At 71.4% G+C, this 19,747-nt stretch carries 18 protein-coding genes; 10 read left to right on the forward strand and 8 right to left on the reverse strand.

Annotated features, from left to right (window positions below; translation table 11 throughout):
- Positions 1-62: 62 nt before the first annotated feature.
- Complete coding sequence (locus AB4K12_RS15595; protein ID WP_368434770.1) at positions 63-1,661, forward strand: protein kinase; 1,599 nt, start codon at positions 63-65, stop codon at positions 1,659-1,661.
- Between the two features lie 27 nt (positions 1,662-1,688).
- Here AB4K12_RS15595 and AB4K12_RS15600 read toward each other — a convergent pair whose 3' ends face one another.
- The 3 genes from AB4K12_RS15600 to AB4K12_RS15610 all read right to left on the reverse strand — a co-directional run bounded on the left by AB4K12_RS15600 (position 1,689) and on the right by AB4K12_RS15610 (position 4,006).
- The gene (locus AB4K12_RS15600; protein ID WP_368434771.1) at positions 1,689-2,741 is read right to left on the reverse strand and encodes a phosphotransferase; all 1,053 of its coding nucleotides are present in this window, start codon (positions 2,739-2,741) and stop codon (positions 1,689-1,691) included.
- 15 nt (positions 2,742-2,756) lie between these two features.
- Positions 2,757-3,200 carry a pyridoxamine 5'-phosphate oxidase family protein gene (locus AB4K12_RS15605; protein ID WP_368434772.1) on the reverse strand — a complete coding sequence of 148 codons (444 nt, stop codon included), beginning with the start codon at positions 3,198-3,200 and terminating at the stop codon, positions 2,757-2,759.
- Between the two features lie 146 nt (positions 3,201-3,346).
- Positions 3,347-4,006, reverse strand: a complete 660-nt coding sequence (locus tag AB4K12_RS15610; RefSeq protein ID WP_086566207.1) for a response regulator transcription factor — start codon at positions 4,004-4,006, stop codon at positions 3,347-3,349.
- A gap of 361 nt (positions 4,007-4,367) precedes the next feature.
- Between AB4K12_RS15610 and pdhA the strand changes: the two genes are divergently transcribed.
- The 6 genes from pdhA (at position 4,368) to AB4K12_RS15640 (ending at position 11,150) form a co-directional block, all read left to right on the forward strand.
- A complete protein-coding gene (gene pdhA, locus AB4K12_RS15615; RefSeq protein ID WP_362256217.1) occupies positions 4,368-5,510 on the forward strand; it encodes a pyruvate dehydrogenase (acetyl-transferring) E1 component subunit alpha in 1,143 nt (380 codons plus the stop codon).
- A gap of 2 nt (positions 5,511-5,512) precedes the next feature.
- Positions 5,513-6,499, forward strand: coding sequence for an alpha-ketoacid dehydrogenase subunit beta (locus tag AB4K12_RS15620; RefSeq protein ID WP_362256220.1), 987 nt, complete (start codon positions 5,513-5,515; stop codon positions 6,497-6,499).
- 15 nt (positions 6,500-6,514) lie between these two features.
- Positions 6,515-8,017: a dihydrolipoamide acetyltransferase family protein gene (locus AB4K12_RS15625; protein ID WP_368434773.1), complete on the forward strand. Its 1,503-nt coding sequence runs from the start codon at positions 6,515-6,517 to the stop codon at positions 8,015-8,017.
- A 223-nt stretch (positions 8,018-8,240) separates the two neighbouring features.
- Entirely contained in the window at positions 8,241-9,059 is an 819-nt protein-coding gene (locus tag AB4K12_RS15630) for a helix-turn-helix transcriptional regulator (protein ID WP_368434774.1), read from the forward strand.
- Between the two features lie 106 nt (positions 9,060-9,165).
- A complete protein-coding gene (locus tag AB4K12_RS15635) occupies positions 9,166-9,828 on the forward strand; it encodes a GntR family transcriptional regulator (protein WP_207246738.1) in 663 nt (220 codons plus the stop codon).
- Entirely contained in the window at positions 9,825-11,150 is a 1,326-nt protein-coding gene (locus tag AB4K12_RS15640) for a nitrate/nitrite transporter (RefSeq protein ID WP_368434775.1), read from the forward strand. The genes AB4K12_RS15635 and AB4K12_RS15640 overlap by 4 nt, the downstream gene beginning before the upstream one ends.
- Before the next feature lie 51 nt (positions 11,151-11,201).
- On the opposite strand, the gene AB4K12_RS15645 is transcribed toward AB4K12_RS15640, so the two are convergent.
- The gene (locus AB4K12_RS15645; RefSeq protein WP_368434776.1) at positions 11,202-12,032 is read right to left on the reverse strand and encodes a maleylpyruvate isomerase family mycothiol-dependent enzyme; all 831 of its coding nucleotides are present in this window, start codon (positions 12,030-12,032) and stop codon (positions 11,202-11,204) included.
- A 143-nt stretch (positions 12,033-12,175) separates the two neighbouring features.
- Between AB4K12_RS15645 and AB4K12_RS15650 the strand changes: the two genes are divergently transcribed.
- Both AB4K12_RS15650 and AB4K12_RS15655 read left to right on the forward strand, forming a co-directional pair.
- Positions 12,176-12,955, forward strand: coding sequence for a carbon-nitrogen family hydrolase (locus AB4K12_RS15650; protein WP_368434777.1), 780 nt, complete (start codon positions 12,176-12,178; stop codon positions 12,953-12,955).
- A 72-nt stretch (positions 12,956-13,027) separates the two neighbouring features.
- Complete coding sequence (locus tag AB4K12_RS15655) at positions 13,028-14,833, forward strand: NHL domain-containing thioredoxin family protein (RefSeq protein WP_368434778.1); 1,806 nt, start codon at positions 13,028-13,030, stop codon at positions 14,831-14,833.
- A 70-nt stretch (positions 14,834-14,903) separates the two neighbouring features.
- Here the strand turns inward: AB4K12_RS15655 and AB4K12_RS15660 are convergent, their stop codons facing one another.
- The 4 genes from AB4K12_RS15660 to AB4K12_RS15675 form a co-directional block, all read right to left on the reverse strand.
- Positions 14,904-15,128 carry a hypothetical protein gene (locus tag AB4K12_RS15660; protein WP_362256240.1) on the reverse strand — a complete coding sequence of 75 codons (225 nt, stop codon included), beginning with the start codon at positions 15,126-15,128 and terminating at the stop codon, positions 14,904-14,906.
- 119 nt (positions 15,129-15,247) lie between these two features.
- Positions 15,248-15,877: a DUF4232 domain-containing protein gene (locus AB4K12_RS15665; protein WP_368434779.1), complete on the reverse strand. Its 630-nt coding sequence runs from the start codon at positions 15,875-15,877 to the stop codon at positions 15,248-15,250.
- A gap of 55 nt (positions 15,878-15,932) precedes the next feature.
- Positions 15,933-17,225, reverse strand: a complete 1,293-nt coding sequence (locus AB4K12_RS15670; protein ID WP_086567909.1) for a M18 family aminopeptidase — start codon at positions 17,223-17,225, stop codon at positions 15,933-15,935.
- Positions 17,226-17,321: 96 nt separating this feature from the next.
- The gene (locus AB4K12_RS15675) at positions 17,322-19,148 is read right to left on the reverse strand and encodes an acyl-CoA dehydrogenase (protein WP_368434780.1); all 1,827 of its coding nucleotides are present in this window, start codon (positions 19,146-19,148) and stop codon (positions 17,322-17,324) included.
- Positions 19,149-19,279: 131 nt separating this feature from the next.
- Here AB4K12_RS15675 and AB4K12_RS15680 point away from each other — a divergent pair, with 131 nt between their 5' ends.
- A complete protein-coding gene (locus AB4K12_RS15680) occupies positions 19,280-19,732 on the forward strand; it encodes an SseB family protein (RefSeq protein WP_086567906.1) in 453 nt (150 codons plus the stop codon).
- Positions 19,733-19,747: the final 15 nt, after the last annotated feature.

The raw sequence follows: 19,747 nt of genomic DNA on the forward strand, positions 1-19,747 counted from the left end.
AAGAGTTTCCCCGCGCATTCGCCTCTCAGTGCGAAGCGGACCAGACACGACGGCGAGGACTGATGGCACAGACGCAGAGCGCCCAGGGTCCATCCGACCCTGACGCCAACGGGGGCGGAATGCCCGATGTGCCTGAAATGTGGGGTAACGGCGGACTGGTCGGGGACGGCCGCTACCGCCTGACCCACCGGCTGGGCCGCGGCGGCATGGCGGAGGTCTTCGCCGCCGAGGACGTCCGCCTGGGCCGCACGGTCGCCGTGAAGCTCCTGCGCGCCGATCTCGCCGAGGACCCGGTCTCCAAGGCCCGCTTCACCCGCGAGGCACAGTCCGTCGCCGGCCTGAACCACCACTCCGTGGTCGCCGTGTACGACTCGGGCGAGGACACCGTCGGCCGCAACGTCGTGCCGTACATCGTCATGGAGCTGGTCGAAGGCCGCACCATCCGCGACCTGTTGCTCAACGCCGAGGCGCCGCCGCCGGAGCAGGCGCTGATCATCGTCTCGGGTGTGCTCGAGGCGCTGGCCTACAGCCACCAGCACGGCATCGTGCACCGCGACATCAAGCCCGCCAACGTGATCATCACCAACACGGGCGCCGTCAAGGTCATGGACTTCGGCATCGCCCGCGCCCTGCACGGCGCGGCGTCGACCATGACCCAGACCGGCATGGTCATGGGCACCCCGCAGTACCTCTCCCCCGAGCAGGCCCTCGGCAAGACCGTCGACGCCCGCTCGGACCTCTACGCCACCGGCTGTCTGCTCTACGAACTGCTGGCCCTGCGCCCGCCGTTCACCGGCGAGACCCCCCTGTCGGTGGTCTACCAGCACGTCCAGGACACCCCCGTGCCGCCGTCCCAGGTGACGGACACGGTGCCGCCGGAGCTCGACGGCCTGGTCATGCGCTCCCTCGCCAAGGACCCGGACGACCGGTTCCAGAGCGCCGAGGAGATGCGCGGCCTGGTCCAGTACGGCCTGCAGATGCTGCACGACGCCGGCAGCCACACGGGCGTGTGGAACACCGGTCCGGTCGACCACGCCACCGCCGCCACCCAGGTGATCGGCGGCGTCGGCATGGGCGCCACCACGGCCATGCCGCACCCGCAGCACGGCGACACCTCGCAGCAGCCGGTCATGCCGCGGCGCCCGGGCGGCGACGACGGCGGCTTCGACGGCTACAACGGCGGCCGCGGGCCGGGTGGTGCCGGCAAGGGCAAGATGTGGCTGGTCGCCGCGCTGGCGATCGTCGCGGTCGTGGCGGGCATCGCCTTCATGGTCAAGACCGGCGGCCTCGGCGGCAGCAACAGCGAGAAGACGCACAAGGACAAGCAGACCACCACGTCCACCTCGCCGACCCCCGAGGCCAGCAAGGGCCCGAAGAAGCCGAGCAACACGCCCAAGGACCAGGGTGGCACCACCGGCAACACCGGTGAGCGCGACAACGGTTCCGACTCGGAAGACGACACGAACACCTGGCACAGCCGCAGCCCGCAGAGCCCGGAGCCGTCGAACCAGGTCACGACCGGGCCGACGACGAACCCGCAGCCCTCGACCCAGCCGTCCACCGGCCCGACGGGCGGCGGTGGCGACAACAAGCCGAGCGCGAACCCGCCGACCCCCGACCCGGCCACCCAGGGCAACGCCGCCCAGGGCCCGACGGGCTGACCCCGGGCCGGGCCGTAGGGGCCCGGCTCAGTCGGTGAACGCGTCGCGTACGGACTCGTACGCGCGCGTCCACCACACCGACAGCGCGGCCGACGCCGGGAAGCCGGGGTCGGCGCGGTGGTCGCCGAGCTGGTAGCGCCAGCGCAGCATCCAGAAGTCGTTCAGCCGCTCCCACCACACCCGGTGCACGGCCGCGGCCAGCTCGGCCGCGTCCGCGCCCGTCGCCCGGCGGTAGGCGCGCGCGTACGGCCGTATCTTCGCCAGGTCCAGCGTGCCGTCGGGCTTCAGGAAGAAGATCACCGCGGCCCGTACGGCCTCCTCGGCGCGGGGCTGGACCCCGAGCCGGTCCCAGTCGACGATCGCGGCGGGCTCGCCGCCGCGGTAGAGCAGGTTCAGCGGGTGGAAGTCGCCGTGCACCCAGCCGCGGGCCGGTGTGGCGGCGGCGGGCGGCCTGCGGTGGGCGTGCCGCTCCAGCAGGGCGCGGCGCTCGACGAGGCGGTGTTCGGCCAGTTCGTCGAAGGAGTCGCGGGGGCGGACGCGGATCAGCCCCAGGAGCTCCTCGATGAGGGTGAAGGTCTCCTCCGGCCGGGCCGCGGTGTCCGAGGCCCCTGAGGGGCCCGCAGCGGCCTCCTCGGGGCCGTTCATGACCTGTTCCAGGCAGGTGTGCACATGACCCAGCAGCGCGCCCAGGCGGCGGGACTGGGCGGCGGTGAGCTCGCCGCCGTCGCGGTGGCGTCCCTCGATCCAGGGATGCAGGGCGTAGCAGCGGCCGCCCAGAACGGTGACGGTGTTGCCGTCGTCGTCCGCGACGGGCGGGGCGACGGGCAGGCCCAGGGCGTCCAGGCGGCGGGTCACCGCGTGCTGGCGGGCGATGGCCTCGCGGTCCCCGTCCAGGTGGTGTTTGAGGAAGAAGCGCCCACGGGTGGTGGAGAGGCGGTAGCCGCGGTTCAGCAGGCCCTCGGTGAGGGTCTCGCAGGCCACGGGCTCGCCGGCGCCGTCGTAGCGGCGCAGGAGCGTGCGCAGGGTGCCGGTGTCGGGGCCGGTGGCGGGTGGGGCATCGGTAACAAGTGAGCGCGGCACGCCCCAAATGTTAGTTCACGCTGAGTGCTCGACTCGTCGCGCGGGTACACCTTCGAGGTGGTGCAGGGAGATGAACTGGGGTTCTATGCACAGGTATTCGGGGATGAAGGGGGCGTCGTCCGCCGAGCGGGGGGCGCGGCCGAAGAGCCCGAGCTCCGTGGGGCCCGGGGTGAAGATCCGGGCGGTTCCGACGAACTGCACGGTCCAGACGGACTCGTCGCCCTCCTCGCGGCCGGCAAGGTTGTCGGCGCCGTAGGCCACCACGCTGCCGTCGCAGGCCTGCGCGTAGCCGAAGCCGCCGTGCAGCCGCAGCAACACCTGCTCGTCGACGACGACGTGCCGGGCGACGGTCACGAAGGGCAGTGCGCGCATGCTGACCGACACCCTGCCGTAGGGGGTGCGGGCGAGCAGCTCGAGTGCCCGGTAGTCGTCGGAAGGCCTGGAAGGCGCTGCAACCATGGGCACCACTGTGCACTGCCGCCACTCGGTCACCTAGAGCCACCCGCCCCTGCCCGGGAGGGACGTTGGTCCCGGAAATCCGCCCAGGACACGGAAATCCGCCCAGGACCCGTGCCGACCCGACGGAGCCGCCCCGGTGCTCAGCCCTAGCGCTTCTCCGCCTGCAGCCGGGCGACGTAGGCCGCCGCCTGGGAGCGGCGCTCCATGCCCAGCTTGGAGAGCAGGCTGGAGACGTAGTTCTTGATGGTCTTCTCGGCGAGGTGCAGCCGCTCGCCGATGACGCGGTTGGTTAGGCCCTCGCCGATCAGGTCCAGGATGCGGCGTTCCTGCTCGGTGAGGGAGGCGAGTCTCTCGTCGCCCCGCGAGGTCTTTCCGTCCCGGAGCCGCTCCAGGACCCGTGCGGTCGCCACCGGGTCGAGCAGGGATTTCCCGGCGGCCACGTCGCGTACGGCCGAGAGCAGTTCATTGCCCCGAATGGCCTTGAGGACATAGCCGGACGCGCCCGCCACGATGGCATCGAAGAGCGCTTCGTCATCGGCGTACGAGGTGAGCATCAGGCATTTGATGTTTTCGTCCTGCGAACGGATCTCACGACAAACTTCCACTCCGCTGCCATCCGGAAGGCGAACGTCCAGTACGGCCACGTCGGGCCGCGTGGCGGGAATGCGGACCAGGGCGTCGGCCGCGGTACCGGCCTCTCCCACCACTTCGATGTCCTCTTCACCGGAGAGCATCTCGTGGACGCCACGGCGTACGACCTCATGGTCGTCAAGCAGAAATACCGTGATTTTTCCTTGTTCGGGCACGCTGCCAGTCTCACACATCGACTCTTCCCCTGCTCTTGTCCTCCGGGATAACGTGCCCCCGTTCCGGCGGCTCGCAAGGCGCTGACCAGTGGATTGACCTCCGCTTTGGCCCGGCTTTCTCGATTTACTTGGAAATCCAAGCAAAATCGCAGGTCAGGTGGGGTTTCGCAGGAATGCCACACACTGGGTAACGTGCTTATTGCAGGCCATTGGCCGGGGCGACCTGTCACGCCCGGTTCCGGCCTCGGCACACCCACCCCGTGTGCCGTCGGGGATCGGGCGAGCCTCTCTCCGCCTCGCGGCGGAGGGACCCCCTCTGGCCGCCGGCGACCCCGGGGGCCGGACAGACGGAGGAGCACACGTGACCGTGGACAGCACTGCCGCGCGCAAGCCGCGACGCAGCAGCAAGCGCGCCGGCGCCAAGAAGGCGGCCGGCGAGCCCGAACTCGTCCAGCTGCTGACGCCGGAAGGCGAACGGGTCGAGCACCCGGACTACTCCATCGACCTGTCGCCCGAGGAACTGCGGGGTCTGTACCGCGACATGGTTCTGACCCGCCGCTTCGACGGCGAGGCGACGACACTCCAGCGCCAGGGCGAACTGGGTCTGTGGGCCTCGCTGCTCGGCCAGGAGGCCGCGCAGATCGGCTCCGGCCGGGCGACGCGCGACGACGACTACGTCTTCCCGACCTACCGCGAGCACGGCGTGGCCTGGTGCCGCGGGGTCGACCCCACGAACCTGCTGGGCATGTTCCGCGGCGTGAACCACGGCGGCTGGGACCCCAACGAGAACAACTTCCACCTCTACACGATCGTCATCGGCTCCCAGGCGCTGCACGCCACCGGCTACGCCATGGGCGTGGCCAAGGACGGCGCCGACTCGGCCGTCGTCGCCTACTTCGGCGACGGCGCCTCCAGCCAGGGCGACGTGGCCGAGGCCTTCACCTTCGCCGCCGTCTACAACGCCCCCGTCGTGTTCTTCTGCCAGAACAACCAGTGGGCGATCTCCGAGCCCACCGAGCGGCAGACCCGCGTCCCCCTCTACCAGCGCGCCCAGGGCTACGGCTTCCCCGGCGTCCGGGTGGACGGCAACGACGTGCTGGCCGTGCTGGCCGTGACCAAGGCCGCCCTGGACCGCGCCCGCACCGGCGAGGGCCCGATGCTGGTCGAGGCGTTCACCTACCGCATGGGCGCCCACACCACCTCCGACGACCCCACCCGCTACCGCCGCGACGAGGAGCGGGAGCTGTGGGAGGCGAAGGACCCGATCCTTCGCCTGCGGGCCTACCTGGAGAAGCAGGGGCTGGCGGACGAGGCGTTCTTCGCCGGGCTGGAGACGGAGAGCGACGCGCTCGCCAAGCGGGTACGGGAGACCGTGCGCTCCATGCCCGACCCCGACCACCTGGCGATGTTCGAGCACACCTATGCCGACGGGCACACCCTCGTCGACGAGGAGCGCGCGCAGTTCGCCGCGTACCAGGCTTCGTTCGCCGAGGAGAGCAAGTGACCATGAGCACCGAGAAGCTCACGATCGCCAAGGCGATCAACGCCTCCCTGCGCACCGCCCTGGAGACCGACCCCAAGGTCCTCGTCATGGGCGAGGACGTCGGCAAGCTGGGCGGCGTCTTCCGTGTCACCGACGGCCTGCAGAAGGACTTCGGCGAGGACCGTGTCATCGACACCCCGCTCGCCGAGTCCGGCATCGTCGGCACCGCCATCGGCCTGGCGCTGCGCGGCTACCGGCCGGTGGTGGAGATCCAGTTCGACGGGTTCGTCTTCCCCGCGTACGACCAGATCGTCACCCAGCTGGCGAAGATGCACGCCCGCGCGCTCGGCAAGATCAAGCTGCCGGTCGTCATCCGCATCCCCTACGGCGGCGCCATCGGCGCGGTCGAGCACCACAGCGAGTCGCCGGAGTCGCTGTTCGCGCACGTCGCGGGCCTGAAGGTGGTCTCGCCGTCGAACGCGGCCGACGCCTACTGGATGCTGCAGCAGGCCATCCAGAGCGACGACCCGGTCATCTACTTCGAGCCCAAGCGCCGCTACCACGACCGCTCCGAGGTCGACACGACCGCGATCCCGGGCCCGCTGCACGCCGCCCGCACGGTCCGCGAGGGCACGGACCTGACGCTCGCCGCGTACGGCCCGATGGTCAAGACCTGTCTGGAGGCCGCGGCGGCGGCCGCCGAGGAGGGCAAGTCGCTGGAGGTCCTGGACCTGCGGTCGATCTCGCCCATCGACTTCGACGCCATCCAGAAGTCCGTGGAGAAGACCGGCCGGCTGGTCGTCGTCCACGAGGCGCCCGTCTTCTTCGGCTCGGGCGCCGAGATCGCCGCCCGGATCACCGAGCGCTGCTTCTACCACCTCGAGGCCCCGGTCCTGCGGGTCGGCGGTTACCACGCGCCCTATCCGCCGTCCCGGCTCGAGGACGAGTACCTGCCCGGCCTGGACCGGGTTCTCGATTCCGTCGACCGCGCGCTCGCGTACCAGGGCTGAGGGAGGGCCGTGACCATGACTGCGAACAGCCAGCGTTTCCGTGAGTTCAAGATGCCGGACGTCGGTGAGGGACTCACCGAGGCCGAGATTCTCAAGTGGTACGTCGCCGTCGGCGACACCGTCACCGACGGGCAGGTCGTCTGCGAGGTCGAGACCGCCAAGGCGGCCGTCGAGCTGCCGATCCCCTTCGACGGCGTGGTGCACGAGCTGCGCTTCGGCGAGGGCACGACGGTGGACGTCGGCCAGGTGATCATCTCGGTGGACACCACGCCCGACGCGGGGCCCGCGGAGGAGGCCCCGGCCTCGACCGCCGCCCACGCGGAGCAGAGCGCCGCGGAGAGCCTGGAGGCCGAGCCGGAGCAGCCGCGCCGCCAGGCCGTGCTGGTCGGCTACGGTGCCGCCCCGTCGTCCACCAAGCGCCGCCCCCGCAAGGCGCGCCCCGGCGCCCCGGCGCGGCCGCCGGTCGCCGCCGCCGTCCAGGCGGAGCTCAACGGCCACGCGGCCGTACCCGCCCCGGCCCCGGCTCCGGTCGCCCCGGCTCCGGTCGCCCCGGCTCCGGTCGCGCCGGTGCCGGCCGTGGCCGCCGCCCCGGCCGTGCCCGTCGGCTCCCGGCCGCTGGCCAAGCCCCCGGTGCGCAAGCTCGCCAAGGACCTCGGCATCGACCTGACCGTGGTCGTCCCGACCGGGCGCGACGGCGTCGTCACCCGTGAGGACGTGCACGCGGCGGCGAGCGCCGCCGCCCTGGCCGCGACCCCCGAGGTTCCCGAGCAGGCCGTCGCCCCCGCGCCCGCGCCCGAGGGCGTGGCCGCCCTCGCCGCCCGCGAGACGCGGATCCCCGTCAAGGGCGTCCGCAAGGCCACCGCCCAGGCCATGGTGGCCAGCGCCTTCACCGCGCCGCACGTCACGGAGTTCGTCACCGTCGACGTCACCCGCACGATGAAGCTGGTGCAGAAGCTCAAGGACGACCCGGACATGGCGGGCCTGCGGGTCAACCCGCTGCTGCTCGTCGCCAAGGCGCTGCTGGTGGCGATCCGGCGCAACCCGGACGTCAACGCAGCCTGGGACGAGGAGAACCAGGAGATCGTCCGCAAGGACTACGTGAACCTGGGCATCGCCGCCGCCACCCCGCGCGGCCTGATCGTCCCGAACATCAAGGAGGCCCAGGCCAAGACGCTCCCCGAGCTGTCCCGGGCCCTGGGCGAGCTGGTCGCCACCGCGCGCGAGGGCAGGACCAGCCCCGCCGACATGTCCGGCGGCACCGTCACGATCACCAACGTGGGCGTCTTCGGCGTCGACACCGGCACGCCCATCATCAACCCGGGCGAGTCCGCGATCCTGGCGTTCGGCGCGATCAAGCTGCAGCCGTGGGTCCACAAGGGCAAGGTCAAGCCGCGCCACGTCACCACCCTGGCGCTGTCCTTCGACCACCGCCTCGTCGACGGTGAGCTGGGCTCCCGCTTCCTCGCGGACATCGCCGGCGTCCTGGAGAACCCCCAGCGTCTGATCACCTGGGGCTGACGGACGGCGGAAAAGGACACAGGGCCCGGACTCTCGCTCCTCACCCCCCTCCAGCGAGGAGAGAGCTGTGCGTCCGGGCCCTCTGTCTGCGTACGGAGCGGCCTCGGGCCATCCGTCGGCAACCGGGTGGAATGGCATCCCCCGGCAACCGGGTGGAATGGCCCGTGCTGGGCAATTTACTTAAGATTGACCGACACTTGCAGTGTCGGAATTGGAGGCTGCGGTGGACCGCGAGGACCGCGAGGACGGCGAATCCATCAGCCGCCTGCTCCGGGCCTGGCGCGGCCGGATCGACCCCAGGACCGTCCGCGAGCTGCGCGGAGTCCTGCCGCGTCCCGGCCGGCGGCTCTCCCAGAAGCATGTCGCCCGGATGACGGGCGTCAGCGAGGGCTGGTACCGGGCCCTGGAGGCGGGCCGCCGCCAGGACTTCTCCGAAAGCTTTCTGCTGAGGGTCGCCGAGGCGCTGCGGCTGAGCGAGGCGGAGACGCTCACGCTCTTCCTCGCGGTCTGCGGCCGACGGCCCCCCGAACGCGGCCATGCCGAGGAGGACTTGCCGCGCGGCGTGAAGTCCCTGCTCGAGCAGCAGGTCAGCTATCCGGCCTACCTCTCCGACGTGGCCTGGAACATCGTCGCGTCCAACGCCCTGATGGGCGAGTGGTTCCCCTGGGTCCACCGCCCCCGCCCCAACCTCATGCGCTGGGCCCTGCTGCACCCCGAGGCACGCGAACAGATGCTCGACTGGGAGGACAGCTGCGCCCGCGTCTACCTCGCCATGCTCCGCGTCGCCGCCAACAGCGACCCCGGCAACGAGGAACTGCGCGGCCTCGTCCACGAGATCCTCGACGCCGACGCCGACTGCCGCCGCATCTGGGCACAGGAGTACGACGTGGTCGAGCACCGCGACGGCCATGTCTTCCGGCTGCGCCTGCCGTACCACGGCAACGCCGAGATCCGGGTGACGAGCCATGTCCTGCTGCCCATACAGCGCACCGACCTGCGGTTCGTCTTCATCACCCCCGTCGACGGCTGGGCGGGCGTCTAGCGGGCGCGCCACGGCCCGTACGCCCAGGCCCTTCTGACGATCCGTCGATCGTCCGGATCGCGGACGCCCCCTCACCGGGCGTCCTTGTTGTATCTATGCTGTGCGCATGTCTCCCGCGCCCACCGTCCAGGACAGACAGCCCCCCGCCGCCGAGCGGGTGTACGCGCACGTCAAGGAGGCGGTACTGCAACGGCGCTACGAGGGCGGCACGCTGCTCACCGAAGGCGATCTGGCCGAGGCCGTGGGGGTCTCCCGCACGCCCGTCCGCGAGGCGCTGCTGCGGCTGGAGGGGGAAGGGCTGCTGAAGCTCTACCCCAAGAAGGGGGCGCTCGTGCTCGCGGTGTCCGCCCAGGAGATCGCGGACGTGGTGGAGACCCGGCTGCTGGTGGAGAAGCACGCCGTCGGCAAGGCCGTACCCGCCCCGCCCGCGCTCCTCCACCGGCTCGAGGAGCTCGTCGACGCCATGCGCCGGCAGGCGGCCGAGGGCGACCTGGCCGCCGTCTCGCTCAGCGACCGCGCCTTCCACGCCGAGATCGTCCGCAGCGGCGGCAACCGCATTCTCTCCGGGCTCTACGAACAGCTCCGCGACCGGCAGTTGCGCATGGGCGTGGCCGTGATGCACGCCCACCCCGACCGGATCGCCAAGAACATCGCCGAGCACACCGAGATCCTGGAGGCCCTGCGCTCCGGGGACGCCGCCGCGGCGACGGCCGTCGTCGACCGGCACATCAGCTGGGTCCGCAATCTCGCCCGGGGGGAGACCCGATGAGCTCAGGCCCGATAGCACTGCCCGGCGACCCACCCGGCGGCCGCCGGGCCGTGGCCGTATGGGGCATCGGCGTCGCCGTCTACTTCGTCGCGATCATCTTCCGCACCAGCCTGGGCGTCGCCGGCCTCGACGCCGCCGAACGCTTCCACATCAGCGCCTCCGCCCTGTCGACCTTCTCCATCCTCCAACTCCTCGTCTACGCCGGCATGCAGATACCCGTCGGCCTCATGGTCGACCGGCTGGGCACCCGCAAGGTGCTCGCCCTGGGCATCGTCCTGTTCACCGCCGGACAGCTCGGCTTCGCCCTCGCCCACTCCTACCCGGCGGCCCTGGCCTGCCGGGCGCTGCTGGGCTGCGGCGACGCCATGACGTTCATCAGCGTGCTGCGCCTGGGCGCCCGCTGGTTCCCCGCCCGCAACGGCCCGATGATCGCGCAGGTCGCGGCCCTCTTCGGGATGGCGGGCAACCTCGTCTCCACGCTCCTGCTGGCCCGGCTGCTGCACACCGCCGGCTGGACGGAGACCTTCGCCGGCAGCGCCGCCGCGGGCGTCGTCGTCCTCGTGCTGATGCTCGCCTTCCTCAAGGACCACCCCGAGGGCCACGAACCCGCCCCCGGCCCCCGCCCCGCCAAGGGCTACGTACGCCGGCAGATCCTGCGCGCCTGGCGCGAACCCGGCACCCGGCTGGGCCTGTGGGTGCACTTCAGCGCCCAGTTCCCCGCGATGGTCTTCCTGCTGCTGTGGGGCATGCCGTTCCTCATCGAGGCCCAGGGCCTGGACCGGGGCACGGCCGGCTCGCTGCTCACGCTGATCGTGCTGGTGAACATGGCGGTCGGGCTCGTCTACGGCCAGATCATCGGCCGCCACCACGCGGCCCGCCTGCCGCTGGTGCTGGGCACCCTGGCCGCCACCGCCCTGCTCTGGGCGGCCGTCGTCGGCTGGCCGGGGGAGCGCGCCCCGATGTGGTTGCTGATCACGCTGTGCGCCGTGCTCGGCGCCTGCGGCCCCGCCTCCATGATCGGCTTCGACTTCGCCCGCCCCGCCAACCCGCCCGAGCGCCAGGGCACCGCCTCCGGCATCGTCAACATGGGCGGCTTCGTCGCCTGCATGACCACGCTGCTGGCCGTGGGCGTCCTGCTGGACGCCACCGGCGGGAGCTACCGCGTGGCCTTCGCCTCCGTGTTCGTCCTCCAGGCCCTGGGGCTCTCCCAGATCCTGCGGCTGCGGGGCAGAGTCCGTCGGCGCGAACGGGAGCGGATCGTGGCCTCGCGCGTGACGACCGTCCACGTGCCCGTATGGGCGGACGGCGACGTCAGGGGGTGACCTGTCGGGGGGACCTGTGTCAGGGCGTGACCCGTCAGGGGGTGACCCATGTCAGGGGGTCACCGCGAACTCCCGCAGGATTGCCCCGGCCAGCCGCCGGTCCCCCTCGACCCCGATGCGGTCGGCCACCGCTTCCAGCCGCACCCGCCCGCACGCCAGCCGGACGTACGTCTCCCAGTCCAGCGAGAACGACACCGTCGGCCCCAGCGAGACGCTGCCGTCGATCGTCCCCTTGCCCTGCGGCCCCACCCGCACCGTCCGCAGGAACTCCAGCGGCCCGTGCACGTCGAACGCCGCCGTCACCCCCGGCCGCGCCCCCGCCTTCCGGGCGACCACGTCCGGCAGCGCCCGCAGCAGCATGTCCCGGGCGAGCTGCGCGGCCGGCGAGTCCAGGTTGCCCGGCACGCCCAGCGCCCGGCGCAGGTCCTGCTCATGGGCCCATACGTCGAAGGCCCGCACGTGCAGGGTGCGTTCGAGCGTGCGCTCGTCGCCGCCGCCCAGCGGCCAGCGGATCATCGTCTGCGGGGAGCGCGACTCGTTGCGCAGCTGCCGCGAGCGCCGGATGATCGTGTACTCCAGCTCGGAGGTCATCTCCAGCGCCGTGTGACAGCGCCGCACGTCGACCTGCACCTCGATGTAGCGCGAGAACTCGTCGGTGACATGGCGCAGATCGCGCGGCAGCGTATGGATCGGCCGCGGCTCGCCCAGCATTTCGCACTCGACCCCGATGACGTGCGAGACGACATCGCGCACCGACCACCCCGGGCACTCCGTGGCCCGGTTCCAGTCGCTCTCGGCGAGCGGTCTCACCAACTCGTTGACGGCTTCGACGGAGTGGGTCCAGGCGTCGATCGCGGGCTGAAGACTGGGATGGACTGTCACGGGCGGATCCCTCGGGCGGTGCTCGGCGATGGCTGCGTGCGCGCGGGTGGCAAGTGCGGTCTGGGTTCTACCCAGTTAAGTTACGCTGCGGACGGTCGCCCCGGCAGAGGTTTCGTGTGACGCATGCGGAGAGTGGTGGTACTGTGCGCGCTTCTTTGATCCAGCTCGGTGTCGATGACGACGAGCCCGTCGCCGCCCGCCGCGAGCGCGCCGCCGGCCTCGTCCGGGCGCAGAGCGGCAGCGACCTGGTGGTCCTCCCCGAGCTCTGGCCGGTCGGCGCCTTCGCCTACACGTCCTTCGCCGACGGGGCCGAGCCCCTGGACGGCCCCACGGCCGAGGCCATGTCGCGGGCCGCGCGCGACGCGCGGGTGTGGCTGCACGCCGGCTCGATCGTCGAGCGGACCGCCGACGGGCCGATGTACAACACCTCGCTCGTCTTCTCCCCCACCGGCGCCCTCGTCCGCACCTACCGCAAGATCCATCGCTTCGGCTTCGACCAGGGCGAGGCCGTCCTCATGGGCGCCGGCGACCGCCCCGTCACCGCCCGCCTCCCCGAGACCGTCGTCGGCCTGGCCACCTGCTACGACCTGCGCTTCCCCGAACTCTTCCGGGCCCTGACCGACGCCGGCGCCCAGACCTTCGTCATCCCCGCCGGCTGGCCCGAACGCCGCCGCGAGCACTGGAGCCTGCTCGCCCGCGCCCGCGCCGTGGAGAACCAGGCCTACGTCCTGGCCTGCGGCACCGCCGGCACCCACGCGGGCGTACGACAGGCGGGCCACAGCGTCGTCGTCGACCCCTGGGGCGAGGTCCTCGCCGAGGCGGGCCACGACGAGGAGGTGCTCACCGCCGACCTCGACACCGGCCGGGTGGCGAAGATCCGCGAGGAGTTCCCGGCACTGAAGGACCGGGTGCTCGGACGTTAAGTCCGTATGTCGTTCCGGGCCCGCGCCCGGCCGGTGGGAATGCGGACACCTCGCATGAGGTTGGATGTCCGCATGGCACATCGCGCACGCGTCCGCGCCCCCGAGCTCATCGGCAAGGGCGGCTGGCTCAACACCGGTGACACCGAACTCTCCCTCGCCGAGCTGCGCGGGAAGATCGTGATCTTGGATTTCTGGACGTTCTGCTGCGTGAACTGCCTGCACGTCCTCGACGAGCTGCGCGAGCTCGAGGAGGCGCACCGCGACACCGTGGTGATCATCGGCGTGCACTCGCCGAAGTTCGTCCACGAGGCCGAGCACCAGGCCGTCGTCGACGCCGTCGAGCGCTACGAGGTCCACCACCCCGTCCTCGACGATCCCGAGCTCGCCACCTGGAAGCAGTACGCCGTCCGCGCCTGGCCCACGCTGGTCGTCATCGACCCCGAGGGCTACATCGTGGCCCAGCACGCGGGCGAGGGCCATGCCCACGCGCTCGCGAAGCTGGTCGGCGAGCTGGAGGCCGCCCACGAGGCCAAGGGCACGCTGCGGCGCGGCGACGGGCCGTACGTCGCGCCCGAGGCCGTCGCCACCGACCTGCGCTTTCCCGGCAAGGCCGTGCTGCTGCCGAGCGGCAACTTCCTCGTGTCCGACTCCACCCGGCACCAGCTGGTGGAGCTGGAGGCCGACGGCGAGGGCGTCGTGCGGCGCGTCGGCACCGGCGAGCGCGGCTTCACCGACAGCCCCCCGAGCTTCAGCGAGCCCCAGGGCCTCGCCCTGCTCCCCGACGGCACGGTGATCGTCGCGGACACCGTCAACCACGCGCTGCGCACCTACGATCCCGGGACGCAGGCCGTCACGACCGTGGCGGGCACCGGGCGGCAGTGGTGGCAGGGTTCGGCCGCCTCGGGTGCGGCCCGCGAGGTGGACCTGTCGTCGCCGTGGGACGTGGCCTGGTTCGCGGACCGGGTGTGGATCGCCATGGCGGGCGTGCACCAGCTGTGGACGTACGACCCGGAGAAGGGGACCGTCGAGGTCGCGGCCGGCACGACCAACGAGGGCCTGGTCGACGGCCCGGCCGCCGAGGCGTGGTTCGCCCAGCCCTCCGGCCTCGCGGCGGCCGGGGAGCGGCTGTGGCTCGCCGACTCCGAGACGTCGGCGCTGCGCTATGTGGAGGCGGACGGCGAGGGCTTCGCGGTCCGTACGGCCGTGGGCGCGGGCCTGTTCGACTTCGGGCACCGCGACGGGGACGCCGGGCAGGCGCTGCTCCAGCACCCGCTCGGGGTGACCGCGCTGCCCGACGGCTCCGTCGCCGTCAGCGACACCTACAACCACGCGCTGCGCCGCTACGACCCGGCGACGGGCGAGGTGACGACGCTCGCCACCGATCTGCGGGAGCCCTCGGACGCGGTCCTCGTCGGGGAGGACATCGTGGTCGTGGAGTCGGCGCGGCACCGGCTGACGCGGCTGCGGCTGCCGGAGGAGGCGGTGCGGGTGGAGTCCGTGGCGCACCGGACGCGGCGGGAGGCGACGGAGGTCGCTCCCGGGAGGCTGGCGCTGGACGTGGTGTTCCAGGCGCCGGCCGGGCAGAAGCTCGACACCCGCTACGGTCCGTCGACGCGTCTGCTGGTCAGTTCGACCCCGCCCGGTCTGCTGGCGGAGGGTGCGGGCCAGGGCACGGACCTGAGCCGGGAGCTGGTGCTCGCGGACGGGGTGGGTGAAGGGGTGCTGCACGTCTCCGCGATGGCGGCGTCGTGCGACGACGACCCGGCCAACGAGTATCCGGCCTGCCATGTGCACCAGCAGGACTGGGGAGTTCCGGTGCGGGTCGTCGAGGGCGGTGCCGCGCGTCTGCCGCTGGTGCTGGCGGGTATGGACGGCTGAGCCGCCTGAGCCGCCTGAGCCGCCTGAGCCGCCCGGCCCGCCGGGTGGCCCGCCGGGTCGTTCGGCGGGCTCAGCGCGTGATCCGGTGGTCCTCCTCGATGACGCGGGCGGCCGGGGGCGGCGGCTGCATCCTGCGGCGCTTGAACACGCTCACGTAGGCGCTCAGCCCCAGCAGGCCGGCGGCCATGAGGATCAGGCCCACCAGCGTGATGTTCATGCCGTCGATCTGCCAGTCGACCGCGAAGGTGAGGATGCCGCCCGCCGCGATCAGACCAATGCACCATCCCATTCCCATGGGAAACGCCTCCAGACGTGGTCGGCCCCTACCGGCGTCGCCGGCCGGGCACAGGGCGGGTACCCCGGCCCGGCGGCGCGAACCACGTCCCGGTCACGCCGGGGCGGCCGTCGCCGGGGCTACCACTTCAGGGCGGTGGCCTCGTCGGACAGCCAGTACGAGGTACTGGCGGAGTCGTCGATGTGCAGCTTTCCGCCCGGCAGGGACGCCTGGGACGGGGTGCCCTCGACGGGGTCGCCCTTCGGCGTCTGGAAGGTGACGGAGATCTGCTGGGCGTCGCGGCCCTTGCCGCCCGAGCCGTCGGCCGCCGAGGCGCGGACCCCGGCGTAGGCGGATGCGCCGGGGGCGAGGCGGAGCGGGGTCTTCGGCTTGCTCTCCTCGACGACTCCGGCCGTGGCCTGGTCCTGGTCGAAGCGCAGGAACGGGAAGCCGTAGGCGGAGCAGGGCGACTTGGAGGTGTTCGTCACCACCAGCAGCACGTGGTTGACGGGCGACTTCACCGCCTTGACCTCGAGCTTGACGGCACCGGCGGCGCAGGCGTCGCCCTTGTCCTGGGGCTTGGCCGATTCGTCGCCCGAGCCGTCGTCGCCGCCGTCGCTGCCCTCGGCCCCGTCTCCCGGGGCCATGGAGGCCTGCTCCTCGCCCTGGGCCTTGTCCTCCTTGGCGGACGAGCCGCCGCAGGCGGTGAGGGTGAGGGCGGCCGCGGCCGTGAGCGCGGCGGCGGCGATCCGCAGGGTGCGAGTGGTCATGCTTCCCCCGGTGGGCTGTTCGAGTCGTCGGGCTGTGTATATCAGCCCTCGTGCGTCAGCCCTCGAGGAAGGCGGTGAGCGCGGCGGCGAGGAGGTACGGGTCGTCGGCACCGCACAGCTCGCGCGCGGAGTGCATCGACAGGATGGCCACGCCGATGTCGACCGTGGAGATGCCGTGGCGGGCGGCCGTGATGGGGCCGATGGTGGTGCCGCAGGGGACGGAGTTGTTCGACACGAAGTGCTGCATCGGCACGCCGGCCCGCTCGCAGGCGGCGGCGAAGACGGCCCGGCCGCTGCCGTCGGTGGCGTAGCGCTGGTTGACGTTGACCTTCAGCAGGGGGCCGCCGTTGGGCATGGGGTGGTGGCCCGGCTCGTGGCGCTCGGCGTAGTTGGGGTGGACGGCGTGGCCGGTGTCGGAGGACAGGCAGATGGTGCCGGCGAAGGCGCGGGCCTTGTCCTCGTAGCTGCCGCCGCGGGCGAAGACCGAGCGCTCCAGGACGTTGCCGAGCAGGGGGCCTTCGGCGCCGGTGTCGGACTGGCTGCCGTTCTCCTCGTGGTCGAACGCGGCCAGCACCGGGATGTACGGCAGTCCTTCGGAGCCGATGGCGGTGGTGAGCGCGGCCAGGCCGGCGTGCACGGACAGGAGGTTGTCCATGCGGGGGCCGGCCAGCAGCTCGTGGTCGCGGCCGAGGTAGGCGGGCGCCTCGACGCTGTGCGTCATCAGGTCCCAGCCGCTGATCTGCCCGGCCTCCAGGCCGGCTTCCTCGGCGACGAAGCGGATGAGGTCGCCCTCGGTGACGTGGCCCAGGCCCCAGATGGGCGTCATGTGGCGCTGCTTGTCGAGCTTGACGCCGTCCTGGTTGACGGTGCGGTCCAGGTGCACGGCGAGCTGGGGGACGCGCAGCAGGGGCCGGTCGATGTTGACGAGGTGGTCGCTGCCGTCGCGCAGTGTGACGCGGCCGGAGAGGCCGAGGTCGCGGTCGAGCCAGGTGTTGAGCAGCGTGCCGCCGTAGAGCTCGACGGCGACCTGTCGCCAGCCGTGGGTGCCGGTGTCCGGCAGCGGCTTGACGCGCAGGTTGGGGGAGTCGGTGTGGGCTCCGATGATGCGGAACGGGGTGGCGGCGGTGGCCCCTTCGGGGACGTACCAGGCGATGATGGCGCCGCCGCGTGTCACGTACTTGCCGCCGGCCTGTGCGTCCCAGGCGTCGGTCTCCGCGACCTGGCGGAAACCGGCCTTCTCCAGCCGCTCGGCGGTGTTGGCCACCGCGTGGTACGGCGACGGGCTGGCCGCGAGGAAGGTCATCAGGTCGTCGGTGTGGCCGCGGTCGAAGCGGTGCGCAGAGCTCATGGCCTCAGGATAGGGATCAGGGCAAGGGCCGGGCGCTCCTTTTGAGGCGCCCGGCCCTTGCCCTTCGTCACGGGATTCCGGTGGTCGGCAACCGCCTTAGAAGGCGGCCTCGTCCAGCTCCATCAGCGACTGGTCGACGGCCTCGGCGAGCGAGCGCTCGACGGCCACGGCCGGCAGGACCGTGTGGGCGAAGAACTTCGCCGCCGCGATCTTGCCCTCGTAGAAGGCCTTGTCCTTGGAGGAGGCGGTCGGCAGCTTCTCGGCGGCCACGGCCGCGCCCTTGAGGAGCAGGTAGCCGACGACGACGTCACCGGAGGCCATCAGCAGGCGGGTGGTGTTCAGGCCCACCTTGTAGATGGACTTGACGTCCTTCTCGGTGGCGGCGAGGTCGGTCAGCATGGCGCCGACGATGCCCTCGAGGTCCACGGCGGCCTTGGCGAGCTTCTCGCGGGCGTCGGCGAGGTCCTCGCCGCCGGCGGCCTCGGCGAGGAACTTCTTGATCTCCTCGGAGAGCGTGGTCAGGGCCTGGCCCTGGTCACGGACGATCTTCCGGAAGAAGAAGTCCTGGCCCTGGATGGCCGTGGTGCCCTCGTAGAGGGTGTCGATCTTCGAGTCGCGGATGTACTGCTCGATCGGGTACTCCTGCAGGTACCCGGAGCCGCCGAAGGTCTGCAGGGACTGCGCGAGCTGCTCGTAGGACTTCTCCGAGCCGTAGCCCTTGACGATCGGCAGGAGCAGGTCGTTCAGGCCGTGCAGGGCCTTGGCGTCCTCGCCCGCGGCCTCCTTGACCAGGATCTCGTCCTGGACCGAGGCGGTGTAGAGCACCAGGGCGCGCATGCCCTCCGCGTACGCCTTCTGCGTCATCAGCGAGCGGCGGACGTCGGGGTGGTGGGTGATGGTGACCTTGGGCGCGGCCTTGTCCATGAAGTTGGCCAGGTCCGGGCCCTGCACGCGCTCCTTGGCGTACTCCAGCGCGTTGAGGTAGCCGGTGGAGAGGGTGGCGATCGCCTTCGTGCCGACCATCATGCGGGCGAACTCGATGATCATGAACATCTGGCGGATGCCGTCGTGCTTCTCGCCGATGAGCCAGCCCTTGGCGGGGTGCTTGTCGCCGAAGGTCATCTCGCACGTGTTGGAGGCCTTGAGGCCCATCTTGTGCTCGACGTTGGTGGCGTAGACGCCGTTGCGGGCGCCCAGCTCGCCGGTCTCGAAGTCGAACTCGTACTTCGGGACGAGGAAGAGCGACAGGCCCTTGGTGCCCGGGCCGTGGCCCTCGGGGCGGGCGAGGACGTAGTGGAAGATGTTCTCCGCCATGTCGTGCTCACCGGAGGTGATGAAGCGCTTGACACCCTCGATGTGCCAGGTGCCGTCCTCCTGCTTGACGGCCTTGGTGCGGCCGGCGCCCACGTCCGAGCCGGCGTCCGGCTCGGTCAGCACCATGGTGGAGCCCCACTGCTTGTCCACCGAGAGCTTGGCGATCTTCTTCTGCTCCTCGGTGCCCTCGGCGTAGAGCACGCCGGCGAAGGCCGGGCCGGAGGAGTACATCCAGATCGCCGGGTTGGCGCCCAGGATCGTCTCGGCGAAGCCCCACAGCAGCGAGCGCGGCGTGGTCGTGCCGCCGATGCCCTCCGGGATGCCCAGGCGCCACCACTCGGCGTCCATGTAGGCCTGGTAGCTCTTCTTGAAGGACTCCGGGACCGGAGCGGTGTTGGTCTCCGGGTCGAAGACCGGCGGGTTGCGGTCGGCGTCGACGTAGGAGGCGGCCAGCTCGTTCTCCGAGAGGCGGGCGATCTCCGACAGCACGCTCTTCGCCGTCTCGACGTCCATTTCACCGAACGGGCCGGTGCCGTACAGCTTGTCGCGACCGAGAACCTCGAAGAGGTTGAACTCGATGTCGCGGAGATTCGACTTGTAGTGGCCCATGACAGACGGCTCCGTAAGGTGACGGGAGGGCGATCCTCTGTGCGTACCGGTCAGTAAGAAGCATGATGCTACCCAGCGGTAACAAGACGCAAGGCCTGATCGCCCAACTGTGACTCGTTACGCTTCGGTCCATGTACGGCTACGACCAGAACGCGGCACAGCAGGGCTACGCGCCTCCGCAGCAGCCCGGCGGCTACGGCGAACAGCCGCTCTACCCCGAGCCGTCGCCCCCGTCGCTCGCTGACGCGGTACGGGCCTTCACCACGGGTCAGATGTCCGCCGAGGACTTCCAGACGATCTTCTCCAACTCCAAGGTCTACTGCCCGCGCGGCGACAACCCCGGTTTCCTCGCGCTGCACAACACCCAGCAGCCGGTGATCCCGATGTTCACCTCGCTCAAGGAACTGCGCCGGTACGCGGGCAAGGAGTCCAAGTACTTCGTGATCACCGGCGCCGAGGTCCTGGACCTCCTGCCGACGGGCTACGGCTTCGTCCTGGACATGGAGGGCGACCACCGCATCGTCTTCGACGCGAAGTCGGTGGAGCAGATGGTCGACTTCGCCATGCGGCGGATGTACGGCTGATCGGCCCGAGGGCGC

It is taken from the genome of Streptomyces sp. C36, from assembly GCF_040932295.1.
In the GTDB taxonomy this organism is placed as follows: Bacteria; Actinomycetota; Actinomycetes; order Streptomycetales; family Streptomycetaceae; genus Streptomyces; species Streptomyces triculaminicus.

What these genes read in the sequence shown, in the direction of transcription:
- AB4K12_RS15655 (WP_368434778.1), top strand. Translation starts at nt 13,028, where the DNA reads ATGGCACATCGCGCACGCGTCCGCGCCCCCGAGCTCATCGGCAAGGGC.
- AB4K12_RS15605 (WP_368434772.1), bottom strand. Translation starts at nt 3,200, where the DNA reads ATGGTTGCAGCGCCTTCCAGGCCTTCCGACGACTACCGGGCACTCGAG.
- AB4K12_RS15620 (WP_362256220.1), top strand. Translation starts at nt 5,513, where the DNA reads ATGAGCACCGAGAAGCTCACGATCGCCAAGGCGATCAACGCCTCCCTG.
- AB4K12_RS15640 (WP_368434775.1), top strand. Translation starts at nt 9,825, where the DNA reads ATGAGCTCAGGCCCGATAGCACTGCCCGGCGACCCACCCGGCGGCCGC.
- AB4K12_RS15625 (WP_368434773.1), top strand. Translation starts at nt 6,515, where the DNA reads ATGACTGCGAACAGCCAGCGTTTCCGTGAGTTCAAGATGCCGGACGTC.
- AB4K12_RS15675 (WP_368434780.1), bottom strand. Translation starts at nt 19,148, where the DNA reads ATGGGCCACTACAAGTCGAATCTCCGCGACATCGAGTTCAACCTCTTC.
- AB4K12_RS15680 (WP_086567906.1), top strand. Translation starts at nt 19,280, where the DNA reads ATGTACGGCTACGACCAGAACGCGGCACAGCAGGGCTACGCGCCTCCG.
- AB4K12_RS15660 (WP_362256240.1), bottom strand. Translation starts at nt 15,128, where the DNA reads ATGGGAATGGGATGGTGCATTGGTCTGATCGCGGCGGGCGGCATCCTC.
- AB4K12_RS15595 (WP_368434770.1), top strand. Translation starts at nt 63, where the DNA reads ATGGCACAGACGCAGAGCGCCCAGGGTCCATCCGACCCTGACGCCAAC.
- AB4K12_RS15665 (WP_368434779.1), bottom strand. Translation starts at nt 15,877, where the DNA reads ATGACCACTCGCACCCTGCGGATCGCCGCCGCCGCGCTCACGGCCGCG.
- AB4K12_RS15670 (WP_086567909.1), bottom strand. Translation starts at nt 17,225, where the DNA reads ATGAGCTCTGCGCACCGCTTCGACCGCGGCCACACCGACGACCTGATG.
- AB4K12_RS15635 (WP_207246738.1), top strand. Translation starts at nt 9,166, where the DNA reads ATGTCTCCCGCGCCCACCGTCCAGGACAGACAGCCCCCCGCCGCCGAG.